This window comes from Vibrio sp. Vb1554, assembly GCF_033344235.1.
The window spans coordinates 93,391-114,018 of sequence record NZ_JAWPOJ010000015.1; the positions used below are offsets into that span (position 1 = coordinate 93,391).

Here is a 20,628-nt window from a genome sequence, read left to right on the forward strand (position 1 = left end):
AGTCACTCGATTCTCATTACGGATAACAACATGCTCACTTGGATTACTTTGCCCTTTGCTCAGCTAACAACCACACAGCTGTATGAAATGATGAAATTGCGTGTAGATGTATTCGTTGTTGAACAAACCTGCCCTTATCCTGAACTGGATGGTAAGGACACACTCGAAGGCGTTTATCATCTAATAGGCTATCACGGTGATGAACTGGTTGCTTGCGCACGATTACTGCCCGCAGGCACCACGTATGACAATGTGAGTATTGGTCGAGTGGTGACAAAGCAAACCGCGCGAGGCGGTGGCTTAGGTCATAAGTTATTGGACAAGGCCTTGGCACAATGCGAAACATTATGGCCAGGACAGACAATAGATATAGGTGCTCAAGAACACCTCATCCAGTTTTATGCAAGTCATGGATTCAAGGTTATCTCAGAGTGCTACCTTGAAGATGGTATCCCTCATGTGGATATGCGGAAAGAATCCGTAGCGCAATAAGCTTCAATTCGATTGGTTACTATGAAAACTAATCGCTATGAAAGACTAACTAAAAAGACGCGATATCTTCGCGTCTTTTCATTTGAAGCGTTTACTTGTTACGTCCAAAAGTCCCATCCGATAAACGGAAAAACATAACGGACCGCCCGCTTTTTTCCAGCTGTAGCATATCTAACTCGCCTTCGTCACTAAGCTTAAAGCGAATCAACTGTCCCTTCTTTATTTGGCTTAGCGGCTTATCACTGCCTTCTATTTTGACCAGAGCGCTAAGATCCGCCATAGAGAGCTGATTACTTCTGAAAACCTGCGCTAATGTATCACCATTTTTAACCGTGTACTCTTTCCAGTCTTCAGATTTCGGTCCAGAGTTCTGAGAGGTTCTCTGCTGGCTTAAACTCTGCGCGTTCAGCTCAATCGCTACGCGTGGATGATCGACCTCAGTCTGCTCAACTGGTTGATCTGTTTTATTAGGCAAAGGAATAACAAGGAGTACCAGAATCAATGGCACTAAGACCATCAAAGCACGCTGGTGAAATTTAGGCAGACGCAACCAAAACTGCTTAACAGGCTGTATACGCTCCAACCATTGCTCTTTGTTGAACGGCTGCTTCCAGTCGATAGCAGCGAATTTTTGTTTAACCAATTCGACATAGTCGACTTGCTGCTTTTTCTTTCTGCGACGATTCATTGTAATGAGTCCCTTAACACTTCTACGGCCAGTATAAAAATACCGACGCGGAGAGTATATGTTTTTCACCAAACTAAAATGGAATTGGGATTAAATTAGCAGAAATTTCACTTGGAGTAAGAGATAAGTCACAACCTGGCCGCCTCAATTAAGCATTCAGTCGCAATCATTTAAACCTAAGCTCGAAACTGATATCCTGTTACCTTTATCACTCCTAATAAGAGCGACATTCATGTCTGAAATTAAATTTGAAACTGCAGAACAAAAAGCAAGCTACGGCATTGGTCTGCAAATGGGTCAGCAACTTGCAGGCTCTGGTCTTGAAGGTCTTAGCGTTGATGCTATCGCAGCAGGTATTGCAACAGCACTAACTGGTGACATGCCATCAATCGAAATTGATGAAATCAACAAAGCACTACAAGAACTTCACACTCGTGCAGAAACAGCTCGCCAAGAAGCAGCAAAAATTGCGGCAGCAGAAGGCGAAGCGTTCCTAAAAGACAACGCTCTACGACCTGAAGTTAACGTTCTAGACTCTGGTCTTCAGTACGAAATCATTTCTGAAGGTACTGGTGCAGTTCCTACAGCAGAAAGCTCAGTTCGCGTTCACTACCACGGTGAGCTAACTGACGGTACTGTATTCGATAGCTCTGTATCTCGCGGTCAACCTGCTGAATTCCCTGTTACAGGTGTAATCAAAGGTTGGGTAGAGGCACTACAACTAATGCCTGTTGGCTCTAAGTGGAAGCTATACGTACCACAAGATCTTGCGTACGGTGAGCGTGGCGCTGGTGCGGCTATCCCTCCATTTGCAGCTTTAGTTTTCGAAGTAGAACTATTAGATATTATCTAATTGAAACCATTTTCAATTATGATTAAATAAAACGGCGCACTAGCGCCGTTTTTTTGTCTAAACTGAATAGACTTTCTCACCTCTGAACCTTTCACTCTGATAGCCTTTAAAAATAAAATCACTTTTAAAAAACGCTCAACCTTTGGAGGTACTATGCGTAAAACACTCCTAACTCTAGCACTCCTATCAATCAACATTGGTAGTGCGCACGCATTCTTAGATTCAGTCACTCAAAAAAGTAAAGAAAGTGGCCTGATGGACATGGTCGGCAGCAGCTTGAACACCGAGTCGTCTCCATTAACAGACATGCTAACTAGCCAATTACCAGTATCCACTGAGCAAGCAGCCGGAGGCAGTGGTGCACTACTCGCTTTGGCTCAAAGCCAGCTTTCGCAAGAAAATAGTAGTGAATTACAGTCTTTGATTCCTGGACTTTCAAACTTGCAAGGAGCACAAAGCTTACTAGGAAATATTGAGAATATCAGTGCAGTAAAAAGTGCATTCGATACGTTAGGTTTAGACCCATCTATGATCAGTCAGTTTGCTCCAGTAATCTTGGATTACTTGAACAAGCAAGGCGCTAGCGAAGGGCTTCTAAGTTCGTTGGGCGGGTTGTGGAATACTAGTAAATAAGCGTAAGTGATAATCACTTTTTAAATTGCCAGTCTGCATGGGTTGAAATAAATGTAGGCTGGATATAAAGGTTTACTGAATTACAGATACAAAAAAGCCGAGCTAATGCTCGGCTTTCTCGTTCTTACGAACTGATTACTCAGCAGCTTCTTCAGCAGCTGGGCGATCTACAAGCTCAATGTAAGCCATTGGAGCTTTATCACCAGCACGGAAGCCAGCTTTTAGGATACGAGTGTAACCGCCCTGACGAGCAGCAAAACGTGGACCTAGTTCGTTAAATAGTTTTGCAACTACTTCGTTGTCACGAGTACGTGCAAATGCTAGACGACGGTTAGCAACACTGTCAGTCTTAGCTAGTGTAATCAAAGGCTCAACTACGCGACGTAGCTCTTTTGCTTTTGGCAAAGTAGTCTTGATAACTTCATGACGTACTAGAGAGCTAGCCATGTTGCTGAACATCGCTTTGCGATGTGAGCTGTTGCGGTTGAGTTGACGACCACTCTTACGATGGCGCATGACCTAATCCTTCTAACTAGTATCGATTAATCTTCAGCGATTGATGCAGGTGGCCAGTTTTCTAGGCGCATGCCCAGAGACAGACCACGTGACGCAAGTACGTCTTTAATCTCAGTAAGAGATTTTTTACCAAGGTTAGGCGTTTTAAGTAGCTCAACCTCAGTACGTTGTACTAGATCACCGATGTAGTGAATCGCTTCTGCTTTCAGACAGTTAGCAGAGCGAACTGTTAGTTCAAGATCGTCTACAGGACGCAGTAGGATCGGATCGAATTCTGGCTTCTCTTCCTTCTCCTCAGGAACTCGTACATCACGAAGATCTACGAATGCATCCAATTGTTCAGCTAGGATTGTAGCTGCACGACGGATTGCTTCCTCAGGTTCTAGAGTACCGTTTGTTTCCATATCGATAACAAGCTTGTCTAGATCAGTACGCTGTTCTACACGAGCTGCTTCTACAGCGTAGGCAATTTTGTCTACTGGGCTGTAAGTAGCATCTACTAGTAGGCGACCGATAGGACGCTCGTCTTCTTCGTTATGGATACGCGCAGAAGCTGGAACATAACCACGACCACGTTCAACTTTGATACGCATTGCGATCTCAGCGTTGTCATCCGTTAGGTGACAAATTACGTGTTCAGGGTTAGCGATCTCTACATCACCATCATGGGTGATGTCACCTGCAACCACAGGGCCCGAGCCTGATTTGTTCAAAGTAATGAACACTTCATCTTTGCCTTCGGCAACGCGCACAGCCAAACCTTTAAGGTTTAGAAGAACTTCAAGAATATCTTCTTGAACGCCTTCTTTCGTGCTGTACTCATGAAGTACGCCTTCGATTTCTACTTCTGTTACAGCACAACCTGGCATAGAAGATAGAAGGATGCGGCGAAGTGCATTACCCAGAGTATGACCAAAGCCACGCTCTAATGGCTCAAGAGTTACTTTTGCGTGAGTCGAGCTGATTTGTTCAATGTCAACTAGACGTGGCTTAAGAAATTCTGTTACAGAACCCTGCATTGTGTCCTCTCTTTAGTTTAAACCTTACTTAGAGTAAAGCTCGACGATCAATTGTTCGTTGATGTCAGCTGATAGATCAGAACGCTCAGGCATACGCTTGAATGTACCTTCCATCTTGCCACCATCTACTTCAATCCAAGTTGGTTTTTCACGTTGTTCAGCAACTTCTAGAGCTGCTTTGATACGAGCTTGCTGTTTAGCTTTCTCGCGAATAGAAACAACGTCATTAGCCGCTACTTTGAAAGAAGGAACGTTTACAACTTTACCGTTTACTAGGATAGCTTTGTGGCTAACTAGCTGACGTGCTTCTGCGCGAGTTGCGCCAAAGCCCATGCGGTAAACTACGTTATCAAGACGACCTTCAAGAAGCTGAAGTAGGTTTTCACCAGTGTTGCCTTTTAGGCGAGCAGCTTCTTTGTAGTAGTTACGGAATTGTTTTTCTAAAACGCCGTACATACGACGTACTTTTTGCTTCTCACGAAGCTGAACGCCATACTCAGATAGACGACCGCGACGAGCGCCGTGTACACCTGGTGCGTTATCAATTTTACACTTGGTATCGATCGCGCGAACACCAGACTTAAGGAATAAGTCAGTGCCTTCACGACGGCTAAGCTTCAGCTTAGGACCCAAATATCTTGCCATGATTCTTCTCCAATTGTCCTAGAAACGTTATACGCGACGTTTCTTAGGTGGACGACAACCGTTATGAGGGATTGGTGTAGCATCAACGATGTTTGTGATGCGGAAACCAGCGGCGTTTAGTGCACGAACAGTAGATTCGCGACCTGGACCAGGACCCTTAACCATAACTTCCAAGTTCTTTAGGCCGTATTCTTTAGCCATTTCAGCACAACGCTCAGCAGCAACCTGTGCAGCGAACGGAGTAGACTTACGAGAACCACGGAAACCAGAACCACCTGCAGTAGCCCATGCAAGAGCGTTACCTTGACGGTCAGTAATGGTTACGATTGTGTTATTGAAAGAAGCATGGATGTGCGCAACGCCATCTGCAACTTGCTTGCGTACGCGCTTACGAGCGCGAGTTGGTTGTTTAGCCATTGTACTCTACCTTCCCGATTATTTCTTGATCGGCTTACGCGGACCCTTACGGGTGCGAGCGTTGGTTTTAGTACGCTGTCCACGTAGTGGTAGACTGCGACGATGACGAAGACCACGGTAACAGCCAAGGTCCATAAGACGCTTGATGTTCATAGATACTTCACGACGTAGATCACCTTCTACAGTGTACTTAGCTACACCATCACGCAGTTGATCGATCTGCTCTTCAGTTAGTTCACTGATCTTAACATTTTCAGCAATACCCACTTCAGCTAGGATAGCTTGAGAGCGAGTTTTACCGATGCCGTAGATCGCTGTTAGAGCGATTACTGCATGTTTCTGATCAGGAATGTTAATGCCTGCTATACGGGCCATTATTCACTCCTAAGTGTTTCTATAAAAGAATTAGCCGCAGCAAAGCCCGTTATGGATACGCTGCGGAATACTACTTCTTTTGCACGCAAAAGGTAGGCCGAGGAATATACTCGACCCAACCTTCATTTTCAAGTAAAAATTTCTGCTAATTAGCCTTGGCGCTGTTTGTGCTTTGGCTCACTGCAAATCACGCGAACGACACCGTTACGCTTGATTACTTTACAGTTACGGCAGATTTTTTTAACGGAAGCACGAACTTTCATTGCTAAACTCCGTAAATGAAACTGAGTCTACTGCCGGATTAACGGCCGTAGCCTTTCAGATTCGCTTTCTTCAACACAGAATCATACTGTTGAGACATCAGATGAGTCTGTACCTGTGCCATAAAGTCCATAATTACAACAACTACGATTAGTAGCGATGTACCGCCGAAGTAGAAACGTACGTTCCACGCGACCATCATGAACTCGGGAATCAGACAGATAAAGGTAATGTACAGTGCACCAGCAAGGGTTAGACGTGTCATTACTTTATCAATGTATTTCGCTGTCTGCTCACCTGGGCGGATACCGGGTACGAATGCACCAGACTTCTTCAAGTTATCTGCTGTTTCACGTGGGTTGAAAACCAACGCAGTGTAGAAGAAACAGAAGAAGATAATTGCTGCTGCATAAAGCATTACATACAACGGTTGACCTGGGCTAAGAGCCAAAGACACGTCAGTTAACCAACCAAACGCGCTGCTCTCACCGTTTTGACCAAACCACTGAGCCAATGTTCCTGGGAACAAGATAATACTTGATGCAAAGATCGCGGGAATTACACCTGCCATGTTAATTTTAAGAGGCAAGTGCGAGCTTTGCGCAGCAAATACTTTACGACCTTGTTGACGTTTCGCATAGTTAACGACGATTCGGCGTTGACCACGTTCCATGAAAACAACGAAGTAAATTACTGCAAAAGCTAATACCGCGATTAGCAACAGAAGAAGTACATGCAATTCACCTTGACGCGCTTGCTCGATTGTTTGACCGATTGCAGAAGGCAATCCAGCAACAATACCTGCAAAAATTAGTATCGAAATACCATTACCAATTCCGCGCTCTGTAATTTGTTCACCTAACCACATCAAGAACATGGTACCGGTTACTAAACTTACGGTAGCAATTAGCGTAAACATGGTTTGGTTGATAACAACCAGATTGTCGACCATGTTTGGTAGGCCAGTTGCAATACCTATAGCTTGGAAGGTTGCAAGTACAAGCGTGCCGTAGCGTGTGTATTGGCTTATCTTACGACGGCCTGCTTCACCCTCTTTTTTGAGTTCAGCTAACGCTGGATGAACTACAGTTAGCAATTGGACAACAATAGATGCCGAAATATACGGCATGATGCCCAATGCTAATATAGATGCACGCTCAAGAGCACCACCGGAGAACATGTTAAACATTTCAACGATGGTACCTTTTTGCTGTTCGAACAAATCGGCAAGTACAGCAGCGTCAATACCAGGAATCGGCACAAAAGAGCCGGCTCGGAATACTAAAAGTGCACCAATTACGAATAACAAGCGCGACTTTAGTTCACTTAAGCCGCTCTGAGCACTACGAAAATCTTGTCCTGGTTTCTTAGCCATCTGTACCTCGTTCCTCGAGATTATTCCTCGATTTTACCGCCTGCAGCTTCGATTGCAGCTTTAGCGCCTTTAGTCACACGTAGACCTTTAACAGTCACTGCTTTGTTGATTTCACCAGAAAGAACAACTTTTACAAATTCGATGTTCTTAGTGATGATGTTAGCAGCTTTAAGACTGTTTAGATCAACTACGTCACCAGAAACTTTCGCTAGCTCAGCTAGACGAACTTCAGCAGACACTAGGCTCTTACGAGAAGTGAAACCGAATTTTGGTAGACGTTGTTTCAGAGGCATCTGACCGCCTTCGAAACCTGGACGAACACTGCCGCCAGAACGTGATTTTTGACCTTTGTGACCACGGCCACCAGTTTTACCTAGGCCTGAACCGATACCACGACCTACTCGCTTCGCAGAAGTTTTCGCGCCAGCAGCCGGTGCTAGAGTATTCAAACGCATTCTGATTACTCCTCAACTTTAACCATGTAGTAAACCTTGTTGATCATACCGCGAATACACGGAGTATCTTCAAGTTCTACTGTGTGGTTGATTTTACGAAGACCTAGACCGCGCAAAGTAGCTTTGTGCTTTGGCAGACGACCAATTGAGCTTTTAGTTTGAGTTACTTTAATAGTTGCCATGGTGTTCTTACTCCGAAATAGATTCAACAGTTAGACCACGTTTAGCAGCAACCATTTCTGGTGACTTCATGCTACCTAGTGCATCGATCGTTGCACGAACGATGTTGATAGGGTTCGTAGAACCGTACGCTTTAGATAGTACGTTGTGTACACCAGCAACTTCTAGTACTGCACGCATCGCACCACCTGCGATAACACCAGTACCTTCTGCAGCAGGCTGCATGTAAACTTTAGAGCCCGAATGGCGACCTTTCACTGGGTGGTGAAGAGTGCCTTCGTTTAGAGCGATCGTAGTCATATTACGACGCGCTTTTTCCATTGCTTTTTGAATCGCTGCAGGTACTTCACGAGCTTTGCCGTAACCGAAACCTACACGACCGTTACCGTCACCAACTACTGTTAGTGCAGTGAAGCTCATGATTCGACCACCTTTAACCGTTTTAGAAACACGGTTAACTGCGATTAGCTTTTCTTGCAAATCATTCGCTTGAACTTGTTGTTCTTTAGCCATCTTCCAACCCTACCTTAGAATTTCAGACCAGCTTCGCGAGCAGATTCTGCTAGCGCCGCTACTCGACCGTGGTATTGGAAACCAGAACGATCAAATGCAACTGCAGTTACGCCCTTCTCTAGAGCGCGCTCAGCAATAGCTTTACCCACTGCTTTAGCTGCATCAACGTTACCAGTGTATTTCACTTGCTCACGGATCGCTTTTTCTACAGTAGAAGCTGCTGCGATAACCTCAGAGCCGTTAGCCGCGATAACCTGTGCGTACACGTGACGAGGAGTACGGTGTACAACTAGGCGAGTCGCACCCAGTTCTGCAATCTTACGACGTGCACGTGTAGCACGACGGATGCGAGATGCTTTCTTATCCATAGTGTTACCTTACTTCTTCTTAGCTTCTTTAGTACGCACATTTTCATCTGCGTAACGAACACCTTTGCCTTTGTATGGCTCAGGCTCACGGTAAGAACGAATGTCAGCCGCAACTTGACCAACTAGTTGCTTGTCAGCACCAGTGATCACGATTTCAGTTTGGCTTGGACATTCAGCTTTAATACCCGCTGGCAACTCGTGCTCAACTGGGTGTGAGAAGCCTAGTGTTAGACCTACAGCGTTGCCTTTGATAGCAGCACGGTAACCTACACCTTTAAGAGTTAGCTTCTTAGTAAAGCCTTCAGTAACACCAACAACCATGTTGTTAACTAGAGCGCGAGCAGTACCTGCTTGAGCCCATGCGTTAGCAACACCTTCTTTAGGACCGAAAGTCAGGTTATTTTCTTCCTGAGCGATTACAACTGCGTTGTTAAGAACGCGAGTTAGTTCGCCTTTCGCACCTTTTACAGTGATTTCTTGGCCGTTTAGTTTCACCTCTACGCCAGCTGGAATAGCGACAGGTGCTTTTGCAACACGAGACATAGTCTACTCCTTATTAAGCTACGTAAGCGATGATTTCACCACCAAGACCTGCTTTACGTGCAGCGCGGTCTGACATAAGACCCTTGGAAGTAGAAACGATAGCAATACCAAGACCACCCATTACAGAAGGAAGTTCATCTTTCTTCTTGTAAACACGTAGACCTGGACGAGAAACACGTTTAAGTTGCTCGATTACTGGTTTAGCTTGGAAGTACTTAAGTGTAACTTCTAGCTCAGGTTTTGCTTCGCCTTCAACAGCGAAGTCAACGATGTAACCTTCAGCTTTTAGTAGTGCAGCAATTGCAACTTTAAGCTTTGAAGAAGGCATTTTTACAGCAACTTTGTTTGCTGCCTGACCGTTACGAACGCGGGTCAGCATATCCGAAATCGGATCTTGCATGCTCATATGATTTACTCCAAATGATTAAGTGGCAATTACCAGCTAGCCTTACGAAGACCCGGAATCTCGCCTTTCATGCAAGCTTCACGAACCTTAATACGGCTTAGACCGAACTTACGTAGGTAACCGTGTGGACGACCAGTTTGGTTGCAACGGTTGCGCTGACGTGATGCACTTGAATCACGTGGAAGAGATTGCAGTGTAAGAACCGCGTTCCAACGATCTTCTTCAGATGCGTTTACATCGCTGATGATAGCTTTTAGCGCTGCACGCTTTTCAGCGAACTTAGCTACTAGCTTCGCACGTTTTGCTTCACGTGCTTTCATTGAATTTTTAGCCATAACAGTAACCCTTCACCTTACTTACGGAATGGGAAGTTAAAGGCAGCCAGCAGAGCACGGCCTTCCTCATCAGTACCAGCAGACGTCGTAATAGTGATGTCTAGACCGCGTACTCGATCAACTTTATCAAAGTCGATTTCCGGGAAGATGATTTGCTCGCGAACGCCCATGCTGTAGTTACCGCGACCGTCAAAAGACTTAGCGCTAACACCACGGAAGTCACGTACACGTGGAAGAGCGATGTTAATTAAACGCTCAAGAAAATCCCACATACGTTCGCCACGCAAGGTTACTTTACAACCGATAGGGTAGCCTTCACGGATTTTGAAACCTGCAACAGATTTGCGCGCTTTTGTGATAAGTGGCTTTTGACCAGAGATCGTTGCCATATCAGACGCTGCATTTTCTAGCAGTTTCTTATCGTTGATTGCTTCACCAACACCCATGTTTAGGGTGATTTTCTCGATTCTAGGGACTTGCATGACGCTTGTGTAACCGAACTGTTTGGTCAGTTCAGCGACTACAGACGACTTGTAGTAATCATGCAGTTTCGCCATAGTAGAACTCCAAATTACTTCTATTAGTTAGAAACGGTTTCGCCGTTAGACTTGAAGAAACGAACTTTTTTGCCGTCTTCAAAACGGAAACCGATACGGTCAGCTTTACCAGTAGCTGCGTTAAAGATAGCCACGTTAGAAACGTCGATAGCTGCTTCTTGCTCTACGATACCGCCTTGGATACCCATAGCTGGAACAGGTTTCTGATGTTTCTTAACTAGGTTGATACCTTCAACGATAACTTTACCAGTTGCTAGAACCTTAGTTACTTTACCTTTCTTGCCTTTGTCTTTACCAGCAAGAACGATTACTTCGTCATTACGACGGATTTTAGCTGCCATTTCTACGTGCTCCTTACAGAACTTCTGGAGCCAGTGAAACGATCTTCATGAACTTATCGCCACGAAGTTCGCGTGTCACAGGACCAAAGATACGTGTACCGATTGGTTGCTCAGTATTGTCGTTTAGCAATACGCAAGCATTTCGGTCGAAGCGAATGACAGAACCGTCAGGACGACGTACGCCTTTACGGGTGCGCACTACCACCGCCTTCAGAACATCACCTTTTTTAACTTTACCGCGAGGGATTGCTTCCTTCACAGTAACTTTGATGACGTCACCGATATGTGCATAACGGCGGTGAGAGCCACCCAGAACCTTAATACACATTACGCTGCGTGCGCCTGAGTTATCAGCTGCGTCCAGCATACTTTGCATTTGGATCATGTTAGTGCTCCGCTAAATATTAATAACTAGACCCATCACGGGTCGGGCTGCCTCTTTAAAAGGGACGCGAATTGTACCACCCTTTTTTGTGATTGGGTAGTCAAAAAATAAACGGCTCCAAAAATATTTTGGAGCCGCTTTAGTTTCATAGAATTAACGAGATTAAATCTTCGCCTTTTCTAGAACTTTTACCAAAGTCCAAGACTTAGTCTTAGACAGTGGACGACACTCTGCGATTTCAACTGTGTCGCCTAGGCCACACTCGTTGTTCTCGTCATGTGCGTGTACTTTAGTCGTACGTTTTACGTATTTACCGTAGATTGGGTGTTTTACGAAACGTTCGATAGCAACAGTGATAGACTTGTCCATCTTGTCGCTAATTACACGACCTTGTTGAGTACGTTTTACTTCGCTCATTATGCGCCTGCCTTCTCAGTCAAAACAGTTTTCACACGTGCGATATCACGGCGTACAGCTTTCAGAGTATGAGTTTGCTGTAGTTGACCAGTCGCAGCTTGCATGCGCAAGTTGAACTGTTCGCGTAGCAAATTCATTAGCTCAGCGTTAAGCTCTTCAACGCTTTTCTCGCGTAGATCTTGTGCTTTCATCACATCACCTGCTTAGTTACAAATGTAGTTTTGAAAGGCAGTTTACGTGCCGCAAGACGGAACGCTTCACGTGCCAATTCTTCAGGTACACCACCCATTTCGTACATAACCTTACCAGGTTGGATTTGGGCTACCCAGTACTCAACGTTACCTTTACCCTTACCTTGACGAACTTCAAGTGGTTTTTCTGTGATTGGTTTGTCTGGGAACACACGGATCCAGATTTTACCTTGACGCTTAACGTGACGTGTCATTGCACGACGTGCCGCTTCGATTTGACGAGCAGTTAGACGACCACGGCCAACAGCTTTAAGACCGAATTCGCCGAAGCTTACATCAGTACCTTTAGCTAGACCACGGTTACGACCAGTCTGAACCTTACGGAACTTAGTACGTTTAGGTTGTAGCATCTGTCGACTCCTTACTTACGGCCTTTACGCTGCTTCTTAGGCTTGTCGCCTTTAGGCTCTACAGCGTTAGCTGCTGGCATACCACCTAGGATTTCACCTTTGAAGATCCAAGTTTTAATGCCGATCACACCGTATTGAGTGTGAGCCGAAGAAGTTGCGTAATCAATGTCAGCACGTAGAGTGTGTAGAGGCACACGGCCTTCACGGTACCACTCTGAACGTGCGATTTCAGCGCCGCCTAGACGACCGCTTACTTCCACTTTGATACCTTTAGCGCCTAGGCGCATTGCGTTTTGTACTGCGCGCTTCATAGCACGGCGGAACATAACACGACGCTCTAGCTGAGACGCGATGCTGTCACCAACAAGTTGCGCATCTAGTTCAGGCTTACGTACTTCAGCGATGTTAATTTGCGCTGGTACACCTGCAATTTTAGCTACAGCTGCGCGTAGCTTCTCAACGTCTTCACCTTTCTTACCGATAACAACGCCTGGACGAGCAGTGTGAATAGTCACACGGATGCTCTTAGCAGGACGCTCGATAACGATACGTGATAGAGACGCTTTTTTCAGTTCACTTGTAAGGAACTGACGTACCTTGAAGTCGCCGTCTAGGTTGTCAGCGAAATCTTTGGTGTTAGCAAACCATGTAGCATTCCAAGGCTTAACGATGCCTAGACGAATACCATTTGGATGTACTTTTTGACCCATTGCTTACTCTCCTAGTCTCTAGCGATCTGCTACAACAACAGTGATGTGGCTTGAACGCTTCAAGATACGATCCGCACGACCTTTAGCACGAGGCATAATACGCTTCATGGTTGGGCCTTCATCTACAAAGATTTTTGCGACATTCAGATCGTCAATATCTGCACCTTCGTTGTGCTCCGCGTTAGCGATAGCAGACTCTAGAACTTTCTTAACTAGTGCAGCAGCTTTTTTGTTGCTGAACGTTAGGATTTCTAGAGCTTGGTCAACAGATTTACCACGGATTAGATCCGCAACTAAGCGAGCTTTCTGAGGCGAAATGCGAGCAAAGTTATGTTTAGCAATTGCTTCCATTATCTACTCCTTAGCGCTTCTTAGCTTTCTTATCCGCAGCGTGACCGCGGTAAGTGCGTGTTGGTGCGAATTCACCCAGTTTGTGACCGATCATTTCATCAGTTACAAATACTGGTACGTGCTGACGACCATTATGGACAGCGATGGTCAAACCGATCATCGTAGGGATGATCATTGAACGACGGGACCAAGTCTTAATAGGCTTTTTGTCTCCGCTTTCCACCGCTTTCTCTACCTTCTTCAGCAAGTGTAGGTCAATAAAAGGACCTTTCTTGAGAGAACGTGGCATGGCGATTCCTCTTTATATAGATTACTTGTTACGACGACGTACGATGTACTTGTCAGTGCGTTTGTTCTTACGAGTCTTGAAGCCTTTAGTAGGCATACCCCAAGGAGATACTGGGTGACGACCACCAGAAGTACGGCCTTCACCACCACCATGTGGGTGGTCAATCGGGTTCATTACAACACCACGAACCGTTGGACGGATACCGCGATGACGTGATGCACCTGCTTTACCAAGTTCACGTAGCATGTGCTCAGAGTTACCAACTTCACCGATTGTTGCACGGCCTTCAGAAAGAACTTTGCGCATCTCGCCAGAACGTAGACGGATAGTTACGTACGCACCGTCGCGAGCAACGATTTGAGCGTAAGCACCAGCCGAACGAGCTAGCTGACCACCTTTACCAGGCTTAAGTTCAACGTTATGTACTGTTGAACCTACTGGGATATTACGCATTGGTAGAGTGTTACCAGCTTTGATTGGTGCATCAACACCAGACTGAATAACATCACCAGCTACAACACCTTTAGGTGCTAGGATGTAGCGACGCTCACCGTCTTTGTAAAGAACTAGAGCAATGTTTGCGCTACGGTTTGGATCGTATTCAAGACGCTCAACTGTCGCTGGAATACCATCTTTAGTACGTTTGAAGTCAACTACACGGTAGTGGTGCTTGTGACCACCGCCGATGTGACGTACTGTGATACGACCCTTGTTGTTACGACCACCGTTCTTAGAGTTTTTCTCTAGAAGAGGTGCGTATGGCTTGCCCTTGTGTAGGTCAGCGTTAACAACTTTAACAACGTGACGACGACCAGGGGAAGTCGGCTTACATTTAACAATAGCCATTTTTAACTACTCCTGTTATTCCGCGCCGCCAACGAAGTCAAGATCTTGACCTTCTTTCAAAGTAACGTACGCTTTCTTAACGTCGCTGCGGCGACCTTGGCGTAGACCTTGACGTTTGGTCTTACCCTTAGTGATAAGAGTATTTACAGACTTAACTTCAACTTCAAATAGCTTTTCTACAGCTGCTTTGATCTCTTTTTTAGTCGCATCTTTCGCTACTTTGAAAACGATAGTGTTCGCTTTCTCAGCTGCCATAGTTGCTTTTTCAGAGATGTGCGGTGCACGTAGAACTTTTAGGATACGCTCTTCAGTGATCATGCTAGCATTTCCTCTACTTGCTTAACTGCTTCTGCAGTCATTACAACTTTGTCAAACGCGATTAGAGATACTGGATCGATACCAGCAACATCACGTGCGTCAACTTTGTATAGGTTACGAGCAGCTAGGAATAGATTCTCATCTACTTCGCTAGTCACGATTAGAGCGTCAGTTAGCTCAAGCTCTTTAAGCTTAGCAACTAGCTCTTTAGTCTTTGGTGCTTCAACTGAGAAGTTATCAACAACGATTAGACGCTCTTGACGAACAAGCTCAGAAAGAATGCTCTTCATAGCACCACGGTACATTTTTTTGTTTACTTTTTGGCTGTGATCTTGTGGTTTCGCAGCAAAAGTAACACCACCTGTACGCCAGATTGGGCTACGGATTGTACCAGCACGCGCACGGCCAGTACCTTTTTGACGCCATGGCTTAGCGCCACCGCCAGAAACTTCTGAACGTGTTTTTTGAGCACGAGTACCTTGACGAGCACCTGCTGCGTACGCAACAACTACTTGGTGTACAAGAGCTTCGTTAAACTCACGTCCGAAAGTAGTTTCGGAAACAGTTAGTGCATCGGCACCTTTAACCATTAGTTCCATTACTTACTCCTGAGACGTTATGCTTTAACAGCTGGTTTAACGATCACGTTGCCGCCAGTTGCGCCTGGGACTGCACCTTTAATAAGAAGCAGGTTGCGCTCAGCGTCAACACGTACGATCTCTAGGTTTTGAGTCGTTACACGCTCAGCACCCATGTGACCTGCCATTTTCTTGCCTTTAAATACGCGACCTGGAGTCTGACATTGACCGATAGAACCAGGAGCACGGTGAGACAATGAGTTACCGTGAGTCATATCTTGAGTACGGAAGTTCCAACGCTTAACAGCGCCTTGGAAACCTTTACCCTTAGATGTACCAGTAACGTCTACTTTCTTAGTTTCGTTGAATAGTTCAACAGTTAGTTCTGAACCAACTTCGAACTCTTCGCCGTTTTCTAAACGGAATTCCCAAAGACCGCGACCAGCTTCAACGCCAGCTTTAGCAAAGTGACCTGCTTCAGCTTTGTTTACGCGGTTAGCTTTCTTAGAACCAGCTGTAACCTGGATTGCTGCGTAGCCGTCAGTTTCAAGAGTTTTCACTTGAGAAACACGGTTAGCTTCAACCTCAACAACAGTTACTGGGATAGAAACGCCTTCTTCAGTAAATACGCGGGTCATGCCCACTTTACGACCGATTAGACCAATCATACTTCTAATCTCCCTTAACCTAGGCTAATTTGAACGTCAACGCCCGCAGCAAGGTCTAGACGCATTAGAGCATCAACAGTCTTGTCTGTTGGCTCAACGATGTCGATTAGACGCTTGTGAGTACGGATTTCGTACTGGTCACGTGCTTTCTTGTTAACGTGTGGAGAGATAAGAACTGTGAAACGCTCTTTACGAGTTGGCAGTGGGATTGGACCACGAACCTGTGCGCCAGTGCGCTTAGCTGTTTCAACGATTTCCGCTGTAGAAGCATCGATTAGTTTGTAATCGAAAGCTTTTAGGCGGATACGGATACGTTGGTTCTGCATGAGACAGAGCTCCAAATTTAATAAATTACACAAACAATATCGCCACTCAAACTCGTCAAGACGAGAGAATGCCGATTGATTTATGTGAAACCGTAGCATCCAAGATTAGGACGCATTGTCAGTTAATTTTCGATTAACTATCCCTATATGCCAAAGTCACCTTTGAGGATAGTTTTTCCGAAGAAAAGATAGCTAATTGTATTAACCGCGAACATAAGCTGAGTATACATTACCTCACAAATCCTTAGATTTGCTCGCTCCTCACTGCTCATTGGTTCACAACTGGCTTAACCAGTGCGCTGCATTATACAGATCACACTTTAGGTTGCAAGCGCTGAGTGAAAAATAATCGGGAATATTCCAAACCCCATACATTCATCTTCGCTTGGTAGCCATTAAAACAAAAAGGACGCCGAAGCGTCCTTTTCTAAACTGTAATCGTAATAGCGGCTGCTATTATTTCTTACCGCTTGATAGTGCACCGAAACGCTTGTTGAAGCGATCAACACGGCCGCCTGTATCAACGATACGTTGCTTACCAGTGTAGAATGGGTGACACTTGTCACATACGTCTAGGTGGATAGACTCTTTACCTAGAGTAGAGTTGAACTCAAAAGAGTTGCCGCAAGAACAAGTCGCTTTTACTGCTTTGTATTCTGGGTGGATACCAGCTTTCATGGGATAACCTCAATAGTAGGCCGTGTCGCTATACGAATCTAAGCCGCACACCACACGCAATTAATAATAAAATGGGATACCGCATCAACTAATTGCCGAAGCCATATCTCAAGGCGCGATATAGTAAAGAATCACATTGCTCGGATCAACACATTTGGCAACTTTTTCGCCACTTTTTTAGCCAGACTAATCATAGAGGCACGATTCACGCTGAATCGCATTGCTTTACTCGAATTTCCATACCGATTTTAATAGACTCTCATTTCCTTTCCCTCTTTTTTAATAGCTAAGAATTTATGCGTCCAACCATTGCTAGAGTGGCATTACCCGTTCCGCTCGACAAACAATTTGATTACGCCATTCCGGGGCACCTGTTTCCGATCATTGGTGGACGCGTTTCCGTACCTTTTGGACGCCAAACCTTAGTCGGCATCGTCACCGCAATGGTGAACCACTCCGACTTTCCTAAAGAGCAGCTTAAGCCAATCAAAGCGGTATTAGACTCCCAACCGATATGGCCAGAGACGCTTTATTCTCTGCTAAATTGGAGCAGCCAGTTCTATCAGTACCCTCTAGGTGACACTCTACACAATGCAATGCCTGCCGCGCTGAGGAAAGGCAAACCGGCTGACTTTGCAACGCTACAAGAATGGCAACTGACAGAAGCAGGAAGAAATAAGCTCATGCAAGGGCTTGGACGTGCGATAAAACAACAGCGTGCACTCCAAATGATGGTCAACGGCCCAACCTCGCATCAAGAGCTCTTGGATCAAGAAGTAAACTCAACCATCTTAAAAAACCTCGAAGAAAAAGGTTGGGTCGAGCGCATCGAGAAAAAGCCGACCATTACGAAATGGAGTCAAAATGTAGAGTGTACGGTTGAGAAACCAAAGCTTAACCATGAACAAGCACTCGCGATTGCCAGCGTAAATAGCCAAACGGGCTTTGCTTGCTATTTATTAGAAGGGGTAACTGGCTCTGGTAAAACCGAAGTTTACTTAAACCTTATCAAGCCCGTTCTAGAGCAAGGGAAACAAGCATTAGTTTTAGTACCTGAGATCGGTCTAACGCCCCAAACCATCAACCGCTTTAAACATCGATTTAATGTCCCGGTAGATGTGATTCATTCCGGTTTGAATGAAACAGAGCGTTTGAACGCCTGGTTATCGGCTCGCGATAAAGCCGCGGGGATCATCATTGGTACGCGCTCAGCCCTACTGACACCTTTTGCTGATTTGGGGATTATTATCGTTGATGAAGAGCATGACGCATCGTATAAGCAACAAGACAGCTTGCGTTACCATGCCCGTGATGTTGCCGTCATGCGTGCCCATAAAGAGCAAGTACCGATTGTCCTTGGCTCAGCGACGCCAGCGTTAGAAACCCTACATAATGCACTGTCTGGTAAATATCACCATTTAACACTCACCCAACGAGCTGGCTCTGCCGTGCCAACCACCAATAAAGTGTTAGATGTAAAAGGTCAGTATTTAGAAAGCGGCTTATCCGCCCAACTGATTGCAGAAATGCGCAAACACTTAAAAGTGGGCAATCAGGTTATGTTGTTTCTTAACCGCCGAGGTTTCTCGCCCGCTTTGATGTGCCATGAATGTGGTTGGATTGCAGAATGTAAACGCTGTGATGCGTACTATACGTTCCACCATTACAGCAACGAAATACGCTGCCATCACTGCGGCTCACAACAACCTGTCATTCATCAGTGTCAGGGGTGTGGTTCAACTCAATTGGTTACCGTCGGCGTAGGAACGGAACAACTCGAACAACAATTGGCTCAGTTATTTCCAGAATACAACGCCATTCGCATCGACAGAGACAGCACACGTCGCAAAGGTAGTTTGGAAGATGCCCTTGAGTCGATTCGTAAAGGTGAATACCAAATACTGATAGGCACTCAAATGCTGGCTAAGGGGCACCACTTTCCAAATGTAACGCTCGTAGCTCTTTTGGATGTTGATGGCTCTTTGTATAGTAGTGATTTTCGCGCTTCGGAGCGATTAGCTCAGCTGTTTATTCAGGTCGCAGGTCGTGCTGGCCGAGCAAGTAAACCTGGCGAAGTGATCCTGCAAACTCACCATCCTGAGCACAGCTTGCTGCAAGCCCTACTTCAAAAAGACTATCGTCACTTTGCTATGACAGCTCTGGAAGAACGCAAACTGGCTCAGCTTCCGCCTTATAGTTTCTTGACTCTGTTTAAAGCAGAAGCAAACCAAAGTGAGGTAGTTGAAGACTTCCTGCGTCAGGTTCGCTTTACGTTAGAATCACACCCTCTGTTCGATGATTCCTGCATGGTGTTAGGCCCCACTCCTTCACCTTTGGCCAAGCGGGCTGGTAAATACCGCTGGCAGCTGTTACTTCAAACCCAGCATCGTTCATTGATGCAAAAGTTATTAACCAGTGCCAAACCTGCTATTGAGTTGTTGCCAAATGCCAAGAAAGTTCGCTGGAATTTAGACATAGAGCCACAAGATCTCAGCTAGCAAACGTTTAACTATGTAATGAATTACCATTTAATGTGACGAGCATCACGACGGGATTGCAATTTTTGTTAAACAGACCGTAACTTTCACTTTAGAAATGAATAGACTATCCAAATTAGAAAAGTCTAAAGTGACTTGTTCGCACAGGCTTAGATTAAAACAATGACTATTCCCACAAATTGATGTCGCAGTGAAGAATCCATTTTTCCACTTGTTAACACGAACTGAGCGAAGAGCAAACGCTGCTCTAACTCAGCGTGATTACTATGATTTCAAACCGGAATAACGTCATCTTGGCAAAAAATAAACGAGAGGTTAAAAACTATGGCGACAATGAAGGATGTTGCCCAGCTTGCGGGAGTGTCTACGGCTACGGTATCTCGAGCATTAATGAACCCAGAGAAGGTCTCTTCTTCAACGAGAAAAAGAGTAGAAGATGCCGTACTTGAAGCGGGTTATTCTCCAAACTCATTAGCGCGTAACTTACGTAGAAACGAATCAAAAACCATTGTCACTATCGTTCCCGACATCTGTGATCCTTATTTTTCTGAAATTATTCGCGGTATTGAAGATGCTGCCATGGAACATGGCTATCTAGTCCTGCTGGGCGATAGCGGACAACAGAAGAAACGCGAAAGTTCTTTCGTTAACCTCGTATTTACTAAGCAGGCGGATGGAATGCTACTGCTTGGCACAGATCTACCGTTCGATGTCAGTAAGCCAGAACAAAAGAACTTACCTCCGATGGTAATGGCGTGTGAATTTGCGCCAGAGTTAGAACTTCCGACAGTACATATTGACAACCTGACCTCAGCATTTGAAGCGGTGAATTACCTAACCCAACTAGGTCATAAACGCATCGCGCAAATCTCGGGGCCAGATACGGCAATATTGTGTCAGTTCCGCCAGCAAGGGGCTTTGTTGCGTAATTCAGACGAGAAACCAAACCTCCTAAAGTTGAGCGACTTTTATACAATATACTGAGTTTCAG

34 protein-coding genes and 1 pseudogene are annotated in these 20,628 nt (G+C 45.3%); 5 read left to right on the top strand and 30 right to left on the bottom strand.

Annotated elements, in window-relative coordinates; genetic code table 11:
• Positions 1–30 precede the first annotated feature (30 nt).
• Positions 31–492, top strand: coding sequence for a GNAT family N-acetyltransferase (locus R8N28_RS13980; RefSeq protein ID WP_104976039.1), 462 nt, complete (start codon positions 31–33; stop codon positions 490–492).
• Positions 493–583: 91 nt separating this feature from the next.
• On the opposite strand, the gene R8N28_RS13985 is transcribed toward R8N28_RS13980, so the two are convergent.
• Positions 584–1,180 carry a LysM-like peptidoglycan-binding domain-containing protein gene (locus tag R8N28_RS13985; RefSeq protein WP_318183388.1) on the bottom strand — a complete coding sequence of 199 codons (597 nt, stop codon included), beginning with the start codon at positions 1,178–1,180 and terminating at the stop codon, positions 584–586.
• 232 nt (positions 1,181–1,412) lie between these two features.
• Here R8N28_RS13985 and R8N28_RS13990 point away from each other — a divergent pair, with 232 nt between their 5' ends.
• Together R8N28_RS13990 and R8N28_RS13995 are read left to right on the top strand one after the other, a co-directional pair.
• Entirely contained in the window at positions 1,413–2,033 is a 621-nt protein-coding gene (locus R8N28_RS13990; protein ID WP_005383137.1) for an FKBP-type peptidyl-prolyl cis-trans isomerase, read from the top strand.
• A 153-nt stretch (positions 2,034–2,186) separates the two neighbouring features.
• Positions 2,187–2,666 (top strand): DUF2780 domain-containing protein, encoded by a 480-nt coding sequence (locus tag R8N28_RS13995; RefSeq protein ID WP_017820297.1) that lies wholly within the window; start codon positions 2,187–2,189, stop codon positions 2,664–2,666.
• A gap of 135 nt (positions 2,667–2,801) precedes the next feature.
• Here the strand turns inward: R8N28_RS13995 and rplQ are convergent, their stop codons facing one another.
• From rplQ to rpmE, 29 genes are all read right to left on the bottom strand, one after another.
• Positions 2,802–3,182: a 50S ribosomal protein L17 gene (gene rplQ, locus R8N28_RS14000; protein ID WP_005383141.1), complete on the bottom strand. Its 381-nt coding sequence runs from the start codon at positions 3,180–3,182 to the stop codon at positions 2,802–2,804.
• A gap of 26 nt (positions 3,183–3,208) precedes the next feature.
• Positions 3,209–4,201, bottom strand: a complete 993-nt coding sequence (locus R8N28_RS14005) for a DNA-directed RNA polymerase subunit alpha (protein WP_213913697.1) — start codon at positions 4,199–4,201, stop codon at positions 3,209–3,211.
• 24 nt (positions 4,202–4,225) lie between these two features.
• Complete coding sequence (gene rpsD / locus R8N28_RS14010; protein WP_005383146.1) at positions 4,226–4,846, bottom strand: 30S ribosomal protein S4; 621 nt, start codon at positions 4,844–4,846, stop codon at positions 4,226–4,228.
• 27 nt (positions 4,847–4,873) lie between these two features.
• Positions 4,874–5,263: a 30S ribosomal protein S11 gene (gene rpsK, locus R8N28_RS14015; protein ID WP_001118870.1), complete on the bottom strand. Its 390-nt coding sequence runs from the start codon at positions 5,261–5,263 to the stop codon at positions 4,874–4,876.
• A gap of 18 nt (positions 5,264–5,281) precedes the next feature.
• Positions 5,282–5,638, bottom strand: coding sequence for a 30S ribosomal protein S13 (gene rpsM / locus R8N28_RS14020; protein ID WP_005383154.1), 357 nt, complete (start codon positions 5,636–5,638; stop codon positions 5,282–5,284).
• 149 nt (positions 5,639–5,787) lie between these two features.
• Positions 5,788–5,901 (bottom strand): 50S ribosomal protein L36, encoded by a 114-nt coding sequence (gene rpmJ / locus R8N28_RS14025; RefSeq protein ID WP_000868186.1) that lies wholly within the window; start codon positions 5,899–5,901, stop codon positions 5,788–5,790.
• Positions 5,902–5,939: 38 nt separating this feature from the next.
• Complete coding sequence (secY, locus tag R8N28_RS14030; protein WP_005379562.1) at positions 5,940–7,274, bottom strand: preprotein translocase subunit SecY; 1,335 nt, start codon at positions 7,272–7,274, stop codon at positions 5,940–5,942.
• A gap of 20 nt (positions 7,275–7,294) precedes the next feature.
• Positions 7,295–7,729, bottom strand: a complete 435-nt coding sequence (gene rplO / locus R8N28_RS14035; protein ID WP_005383155.1) for a 50S ribosomal protein L15 — start codon at positions 7,727–7,729, stop codon at positions 7,295–7,297.
• Positions 7,730–7,734: 5 nt separating this feature from the next.
• Positions 7,735–7,911, bottom strand: a complete 177-nt coding sequence (gene rpmD / locus R8N28_RS14040; protein ID WP_005379565.1) for a 50S ribosomal protein L30 — start codon at positions 7,909–7,911, stop codon at positions 7,735–7,737.
• Positions 7,912–7,918: 7 nt separating this feature from the next.
• Positions 7,919–8,422 (bottom strand): 30S ribosomal protein S5, encoded by a 504-nt coding sequence (rpsE, locus tag R8N28_RS14045; RefSeq protein WP_004745894.1) that lies wholly within the window; start codon positions 8,420–8,422, stop codon positions 7,919–7,921.
• Positions 8,423–8,436: 14 nt separating this feature from the next.
• Positions 8,437–8,790, bottom strand: a complete 354-nt coding sequence (gene rplR / locus R8N28_RS14050; RefSeq protein ID WP_005379568.1) for a 50S ribosomal protein L18 — start codon at positions 8,788–8,790, stop codon at positions 8,437–8,439.
• Between the two features lie 9 nt (positions 8,791–8,799).
• A complete protein-coding gene (gene rplF / locus R8N28_RS14055) occupies positions 8,800–9,333 on the bottom strand; it encodes a 50S ribosomal protein L6 (RefSeq protein WP_005379570.1) in 534 nt (177 codons plus the stop codon).
• 13 nt (positions 9,334–9,346) lie between these two features.
• Positions 9,347–9,739: a 30S ribosomal protein S8 gene (gene rpsH / locus R8N28_RS14060; RefSeq protein ID WP_005379572.1), complete on the bottom strand. Its 393-nt coding sequence runs from the start codon at positions 9,737–9,739 to the stop codon at positions 9,347–9,349.
• A 29-nt stretch (positions 9,740–9,768) separates the two neighbouring features.
• Complete coding sequence (gene rpsN / locus R8N28_RS14065) at positions 9,769–10,074, bottom strand: 30S ribosomal protein S14 (protein ID WP_004410442.1); 306 nt, start codon at positions 10,072–10,074, stop codon at positions 9,769–9,771.
• Positions 10,075–10,091: 17 nt separating this feature from the next.
• A complete protein-coding gene (gene rplE, locus R8N28_RS14070) occupies positions 10,092–10,631 on the bottom strand; it encodes a 50S ribosomal protein L5 (protein WP_005379573.1) in 540 nt (179 codons plus the stop codon).
• Between the two features lie 23 nt (positions 10,632–10,654).
• Positions 10,655–10,972, bottom strand: a complete 318-nt coding sequence (gene rplX / locus R8N28_RS14075; protein WP_005379574.1) for a 50S ribosomal protein L24 — start codon at positions 10,970–10,972, stop codon at positions 10,655–10,657.
• Positions 10,973–10,985: 13 nt separating this feature from the next.
• Positions 10,986–11,357, bottom strand: a complete 372-nt coding sequence (gene rplN, locus R8N28_RS14080; RefSeq protein ID WP_004410450.1) for a 50S ribosomal protein L14 — start codon at positions 11,355–11,357, stop codon at positions 10,986–10,988.
• A gap of 162 nt (positions 11,358–11,519) precedes the next feature.
• Positions 11,520–11,774 (bottom strand): 30S ribosomal protein S17, encoded by a 255-nt coding sequence (gene rpsQ, locus R8N28_RS14085; RefSeq protein WP_140367210.1) that lies wholly within the window; start codon positions 11,772–11,774, stop codon positions 11,520–11,522.
• Positions 11,774–11,965 carry a 50S ribosomal protein L29 gene (gene rpmC, locus R8N28_RS14090; RefSeq protein ID WP_005379576.1) on the bottom strand — a complete coding sequence of 64 codons (192 nt, stop codon included), beginning with the start codon at positions 11,963–11,965 and terminating at the stop codon, positions 11,774–11,776. Before rpmC ends, rpsQ begins: the two co-directional genes overlap by 1 nt.
• Positions 11,965–12,375: a 50S ribosomal protein L16 gene (rplP, locus tag R8N28_RS14095; protein ID WP_005379577.1), complete on the bottom strand. Its 411-nt coding sequence runs from the start codon at positions 12,373–12,375 to the stop codon at positions 11,965–11,967. Before rplP ends, rpmC begins: the two co-directional genes overlap by 1 nt.
• 11 nt (positions 12,376–12,386) lie before the next feature.
• The gene (rpsC, locus tag R8N28_RS14100) at positions 12,387–13,085 is read right to left on the bottom strand and encodes a 30S ribosomal protein S3 (RefSeq protein WP_005383161.1); all 699 of its coding nucleotides are present in this window, start codon (positions 13,083–13,085) and stop codon (positions 12,387–12,389) included.
• 18 nt (positions 13,086–13,103) lie between these two features.
• Entirely contained in the window at positions 13,104–13,436 is a 333-nt protein-coding gene (rplV, locus tag R8N28_RS14105) for a 50S ribosomal protein L22 (RefSeq protein WP_005383164.1), read from the bottom strand.
• 10 nt (positions 13,437–13,446) lie between these two features.
• Positions 13,447–13,725, bottom strand: a complete 279-nt coding sequence (rpsS, locus tag R8N28_RS14110) for a 30S ribosomal protein S19 (protein ID WP_004394525.1) — start codon at positions 13,723–13,725, stop codon at positions 13,447–13,449.
• A 21-nt stretch (positions 13,726–13,746) separates the two neighbouring features.
• Positions 13,747–14,571 carry a 50S ribosomal protein L2 gene (rplB, locus tag R8N28_RS14115; protein ID WP_005383168.1) on the bottom strand — a complete coding sequence of 275 codons (825 nt, stop codon included), beginning with the start codon at positions 14,569–14,571 and terminating at the stop codon, positions 13,747–13,749.
• Positions 14,572–14,586: 15 nt separating this feature from the next.
• Positions 14,587–14,889 (bottom strand): 50S ribosomal protein L23, encoded by a 303-nt coding sequence (gene rplW, locus R8N28_RS14120; RefSeq protein ID WP_004398471.1) that lies wholly within the window; start codon positions 14,887–14,889, stop codon positions 14,587–14,589.
• A complete protein-coding gene (gene rplD, locus R8N28_RS14125; protein WP_005379556.1) occupies positions 14,886–15,488 on the bottom strand; it encodes a 50S ribosomal protein L4 in 603 nt (200 codons plus the stop codon). The genes rplW and rplD overlap by 4 nt, the downstream gene beginning before the upstream one ends.
• Positions 15,489–15,505: 17 nt before the next feature.
• Positions 15,506–16,135 carry a 50S ribosomal protein L3 gene (rplC, locus tag R8N28_RS14130; protein ID WP_005379555.1) on the bottom strand — a complete coding sequence of 210 codons (630 nt, stop codon included), beginning with the start codon at positions 16,133–16,135 and terminating at the stop codon, positions 15,506–15,508.
• A gap of 14 nt (positions 16,136–16,149) precedes the next feature.
• Entirely contained in the window at positions 16,150–16,461 is a 312-nt protein-coding gene (gene rpsJ / locus R8N28_RS14135; RefSeq protein WP_004410492.1) for a 30S ribosomal protein S10, read from the bottom strand.
• Positions 16,462–16,917: 456 nt separating this feature from the next.
• Positions 16,918–17,139, bottom strand: a complete 222-nt coding sequence (gene rpmE, locus R8N28_RS14140) for a 50S ribosomal protein L31 (RefSeq protein ID WP_005379546.1) — start codon at positions 17,137–17,139, stop codon at positions 16,918–16,920.
• A gap of 296 nt (positions 17,140–17,435) precedes the next feature.
• Here rpmE and priA point away from each other — a divergent pair, with 296 nt between their 5' ends.
• On the top strand, positions 17,436–19,637 hold the full coding sequence (gene priA, locus R8N28_RS14145) for a primosomal protein N' (RefSeq protein WP_213971563.1): 2,202 nt from the start codon (positions 17,436–17,438) through the stop codon (positions 19,635–19,637).
• Between the two features lie 324 nt (positions 19,638–19,961).
• Positions 19,962–20,552 (top strand): annotated as a pseudogene (locus tag R8N28_RS14150) (LacI family DNA-binding transcriptional regulator); the annotation flags it as partial.
• Positions 20,553–20,628: the final 76 nt, after the last annotated feature.

What these genes read in the sequence shown, in the direction of transcription:
- rpmE (WP_005379546.1), bottom strand. Translation starts at nt 17,139, where the DNA reads ATGAAAGCTGGTATCCACCCAGAATACAAAGCAGTAAAAGCGACTTGT.
- rplB (WP_005383168.1), bottom strand. Translation starts at nt 14,571, where the DNA reads ATGGCTATTGTTAAATGTAAGCCGACTTCCCCTGGTCGTCGTCACGTT.
- rplC (WP_005379555.1), bottom strand. Translation starts at nt 16,135, where the DNA reads ATGATTGGTCTAATCGGTCGTAAAGTGGGCATGACCCGCGTATTTACT.
- rplP (WP_005379577.1), bottom strand. Translation starts at nt 12,375, where the DNA reads ATGCTACAACCTAAACGTACTAAGTTCCGTAAGGTTCAGACTGGTCGT.
- R8N28_RS13990 (WP_005383137.1), top strand. Translation starts at nt 1,413, where the DNA reads ATGTCTGAAATTAAATTTGAAACTGCAGAACAAAAAGCAAGCTACGGC.
- rplF (WP_005379570.1), bottom strand. Translation starts at nt 9,333, where the DNA reads ATGTCTCGTGTTGCAAAAGCACCTGTCGCTATTCCAGCTGGCGTAGAG.
- rpsK (WP_001118870.1), bottom strand. Translation starts at nt 5,263, where the DNA reads ATGGCTAAACAACCAACTCGCGCTCGTAAGCGCGTACGCAAGCAAGTT.
- rpsH (WP_005379572.1), bottom strand. Translation starts at nt 9,739, where the DNA reads ATGAGCATGCAAGATCCGATTTCGGATATGCTGACCCGCGTTCGTAAC.
- rplQ (WP_005383141.1), bottom strand. Translation starts at nt 3,182, where the DNA reads ATGCGCCATCGTAAGAGTGGTCGTCAACTCAACCGCAACAGCTCACAT.
- R8N28_RS13995 (WP_017820297.1), top strand. Translation starts at nt 2,187, where the DNA reads ATGCGTAAAACACTCCTAACTCTAGCACTCCTATCAATCAACATTGGT.
- rpsE (WP_004745894.1), bottom strand. Translation starts at nt 8,422, where the DNA reads ATGGCTAAAGAACAACAAGTTCAAGCGAATGATTTGCAAGAAAAGCTA.
- rplW (WP_004398471.1), bottom strand. Translation starts at nt 14,889, where the DNA reads ATGATCACTGAAGAGCGTATCCTAAAAGTTCTACGTGCACCGCACATC.
- rplV (WP_005383164.1), bottom strand. Translation starts at nt 13,436, where the DNA reads ATGGAAGCAATTGCTAAACATAACTTTGCTCGCATTTCGCCTCAGAAA.
- rplE (WP_005379573.1), bottom strand. Translation starts at nt 10,631, where the DNA reads ATGGCGAAACTGCATGATTACTACAAGTCGTCTGTAGTCGCTGAACTG.
- rpsD (WP_005383146.1), bottom strand. Translation starts at nt 4,846, where the DNA reads ATGGCAAGATATTTGGGTCCTAAGCTGAAGCTTAGCCGTCGTGAAGGC.
- rpsM (WP_005383154.1), bottom strand. Translation starts at nt 5,638, where the DNA reads ATGGCCCGTATAGCAGGCATTAACATTCCTGATCAGAAACATGCAGTA.
- rpsJ (WP_004410492.1), bottom strand. Translation starts at nt 16,461, where the DNA reads ATGCAGAACCAACGTATCCGTATCCGCCTAAAAGCTTTCGATTACAAA.
- rpsC (WP_005383161.1), bottom strand. Translation starts at nt 13,085, where the DNA reads ATGGGTCAAAAAGTACATCCAAATGGTATTCGTCTAGGCATCGTTAAG.
- rplD (WP_005379556.1), bottom strand. Translation starts at nt 15,488, where the DNA reads ATGGAACTAATGGTTAAAGGTGCCGATGCACTAACTGTTTCCGAAACT.
- rplR (WP_005379568.1), bottom strand. Translation starts at nt 8,790, where the DNA reads ATGGATAAGAAAGCATCTCGCATCCGTCGTGCTACACGTGCACGTCGT.
- rpmD (WP_005379565.1), bottom strand. Translation starts at nt 7,911, where the DNA reads ATGGCAACTATTAAAGTAACTCAAACTAAAAGCTCAATTGGTCGTCTG.
- R8N28_RS14005 (WP_213913697.1), bottom strand. Translation starts at nt 4,201, where the DNA reads ATGCAGGGTTCTGTAACAGAATTTCTTAAGCCACGTCTAGTTGACATT.
- rpsN (WP_004410442.1), bottom strand. Translation starts at nt 10,074, where the DNA reads ATGGCTAAAAATTCAATGAAAGCACGTGAAGCAAAACGTGCGAAGCTA.
- R8N28_RS13985 (WP_318183388.1), bottom strand. Translation starts at nt 1,180, where the DNA reads ATGAATCGTCGCAGAAAGAAAAAGCAGCAAGTCGACTATGTCGAATTG.
- rpsQ (WP_140367210.1), bottom strand. Translation starts at nt 11,774, where the DNA reads ATGAGCGAAGTAAAACGTACTCAACAAGGTCGTGTAATTAGCGACAAG.
- priA (WP_213971563.1), top strand. Translation starts at nt 17,436, where the DNA reads ATGCGTCCAACCATTGCTAGAGTGGCATTACCCGTTCCGCTCGACAAA.
- secY (WP_005379562.1), bottom strand. Translation starts at nt 7,274, where the DNA reads ATGGCTAAGAAACCAGGACAAGATTTTCGTAGTGCTCAGAGCGGCTTA.
- rpmC (WP_005379576.1), bottom strand. Translation starts at nt 11,965, where the DNA reads ATGAAAGCACAAGATCTACGCGAGAAAAGCGTTGAAGAGCTTAACGCT.
- rpmJ (WP_000868186.1), bottom strand. Translation starts at nt 5,901, where the DNA reads ATGAAAGTTCGTGCTTCCGTTAAAAAAATCTGCCGTAACTGTAAAGTA.
- R8N28_RS13980 (WP_104976039.1), top strand. Translation starts at nt 31, where the DNA reads ATGCTCACTTGGATTACTTTGCCCTTTGCTCAGCTAACAACCACACAG.
- rplN (WP_004410450.1), bottom strand. Translation starts at nt 11,357, where the DNA reads ATGATCCAAATGCAAAGTATGCTGGACGCAGCTGATAACTCAGGCGCA.
- rplO (WP_005383155.1), bottom strand. Translation starts at nt 7,729, where the DNA reads ATGCGTTTGAATACTCTAGCACCGGCTGCTGGCGCGAAAACTTCTGCG.
- rpsS (WP_004394525.1), bottom strand. Translation starts at nt 13,725, where the DNA reads ATGCCACGTTCTCTCAAGAAAGGTCCTTTTATTGACCTACACTTGCTG.
- rplX (WP_005379574.1), bottom strand. Translation starts at nt 10,972, where the DNA reads ATGGCAGCTAAAATCCGTCGTAATGACGAAGTAATCGTTCTTGCTGGT.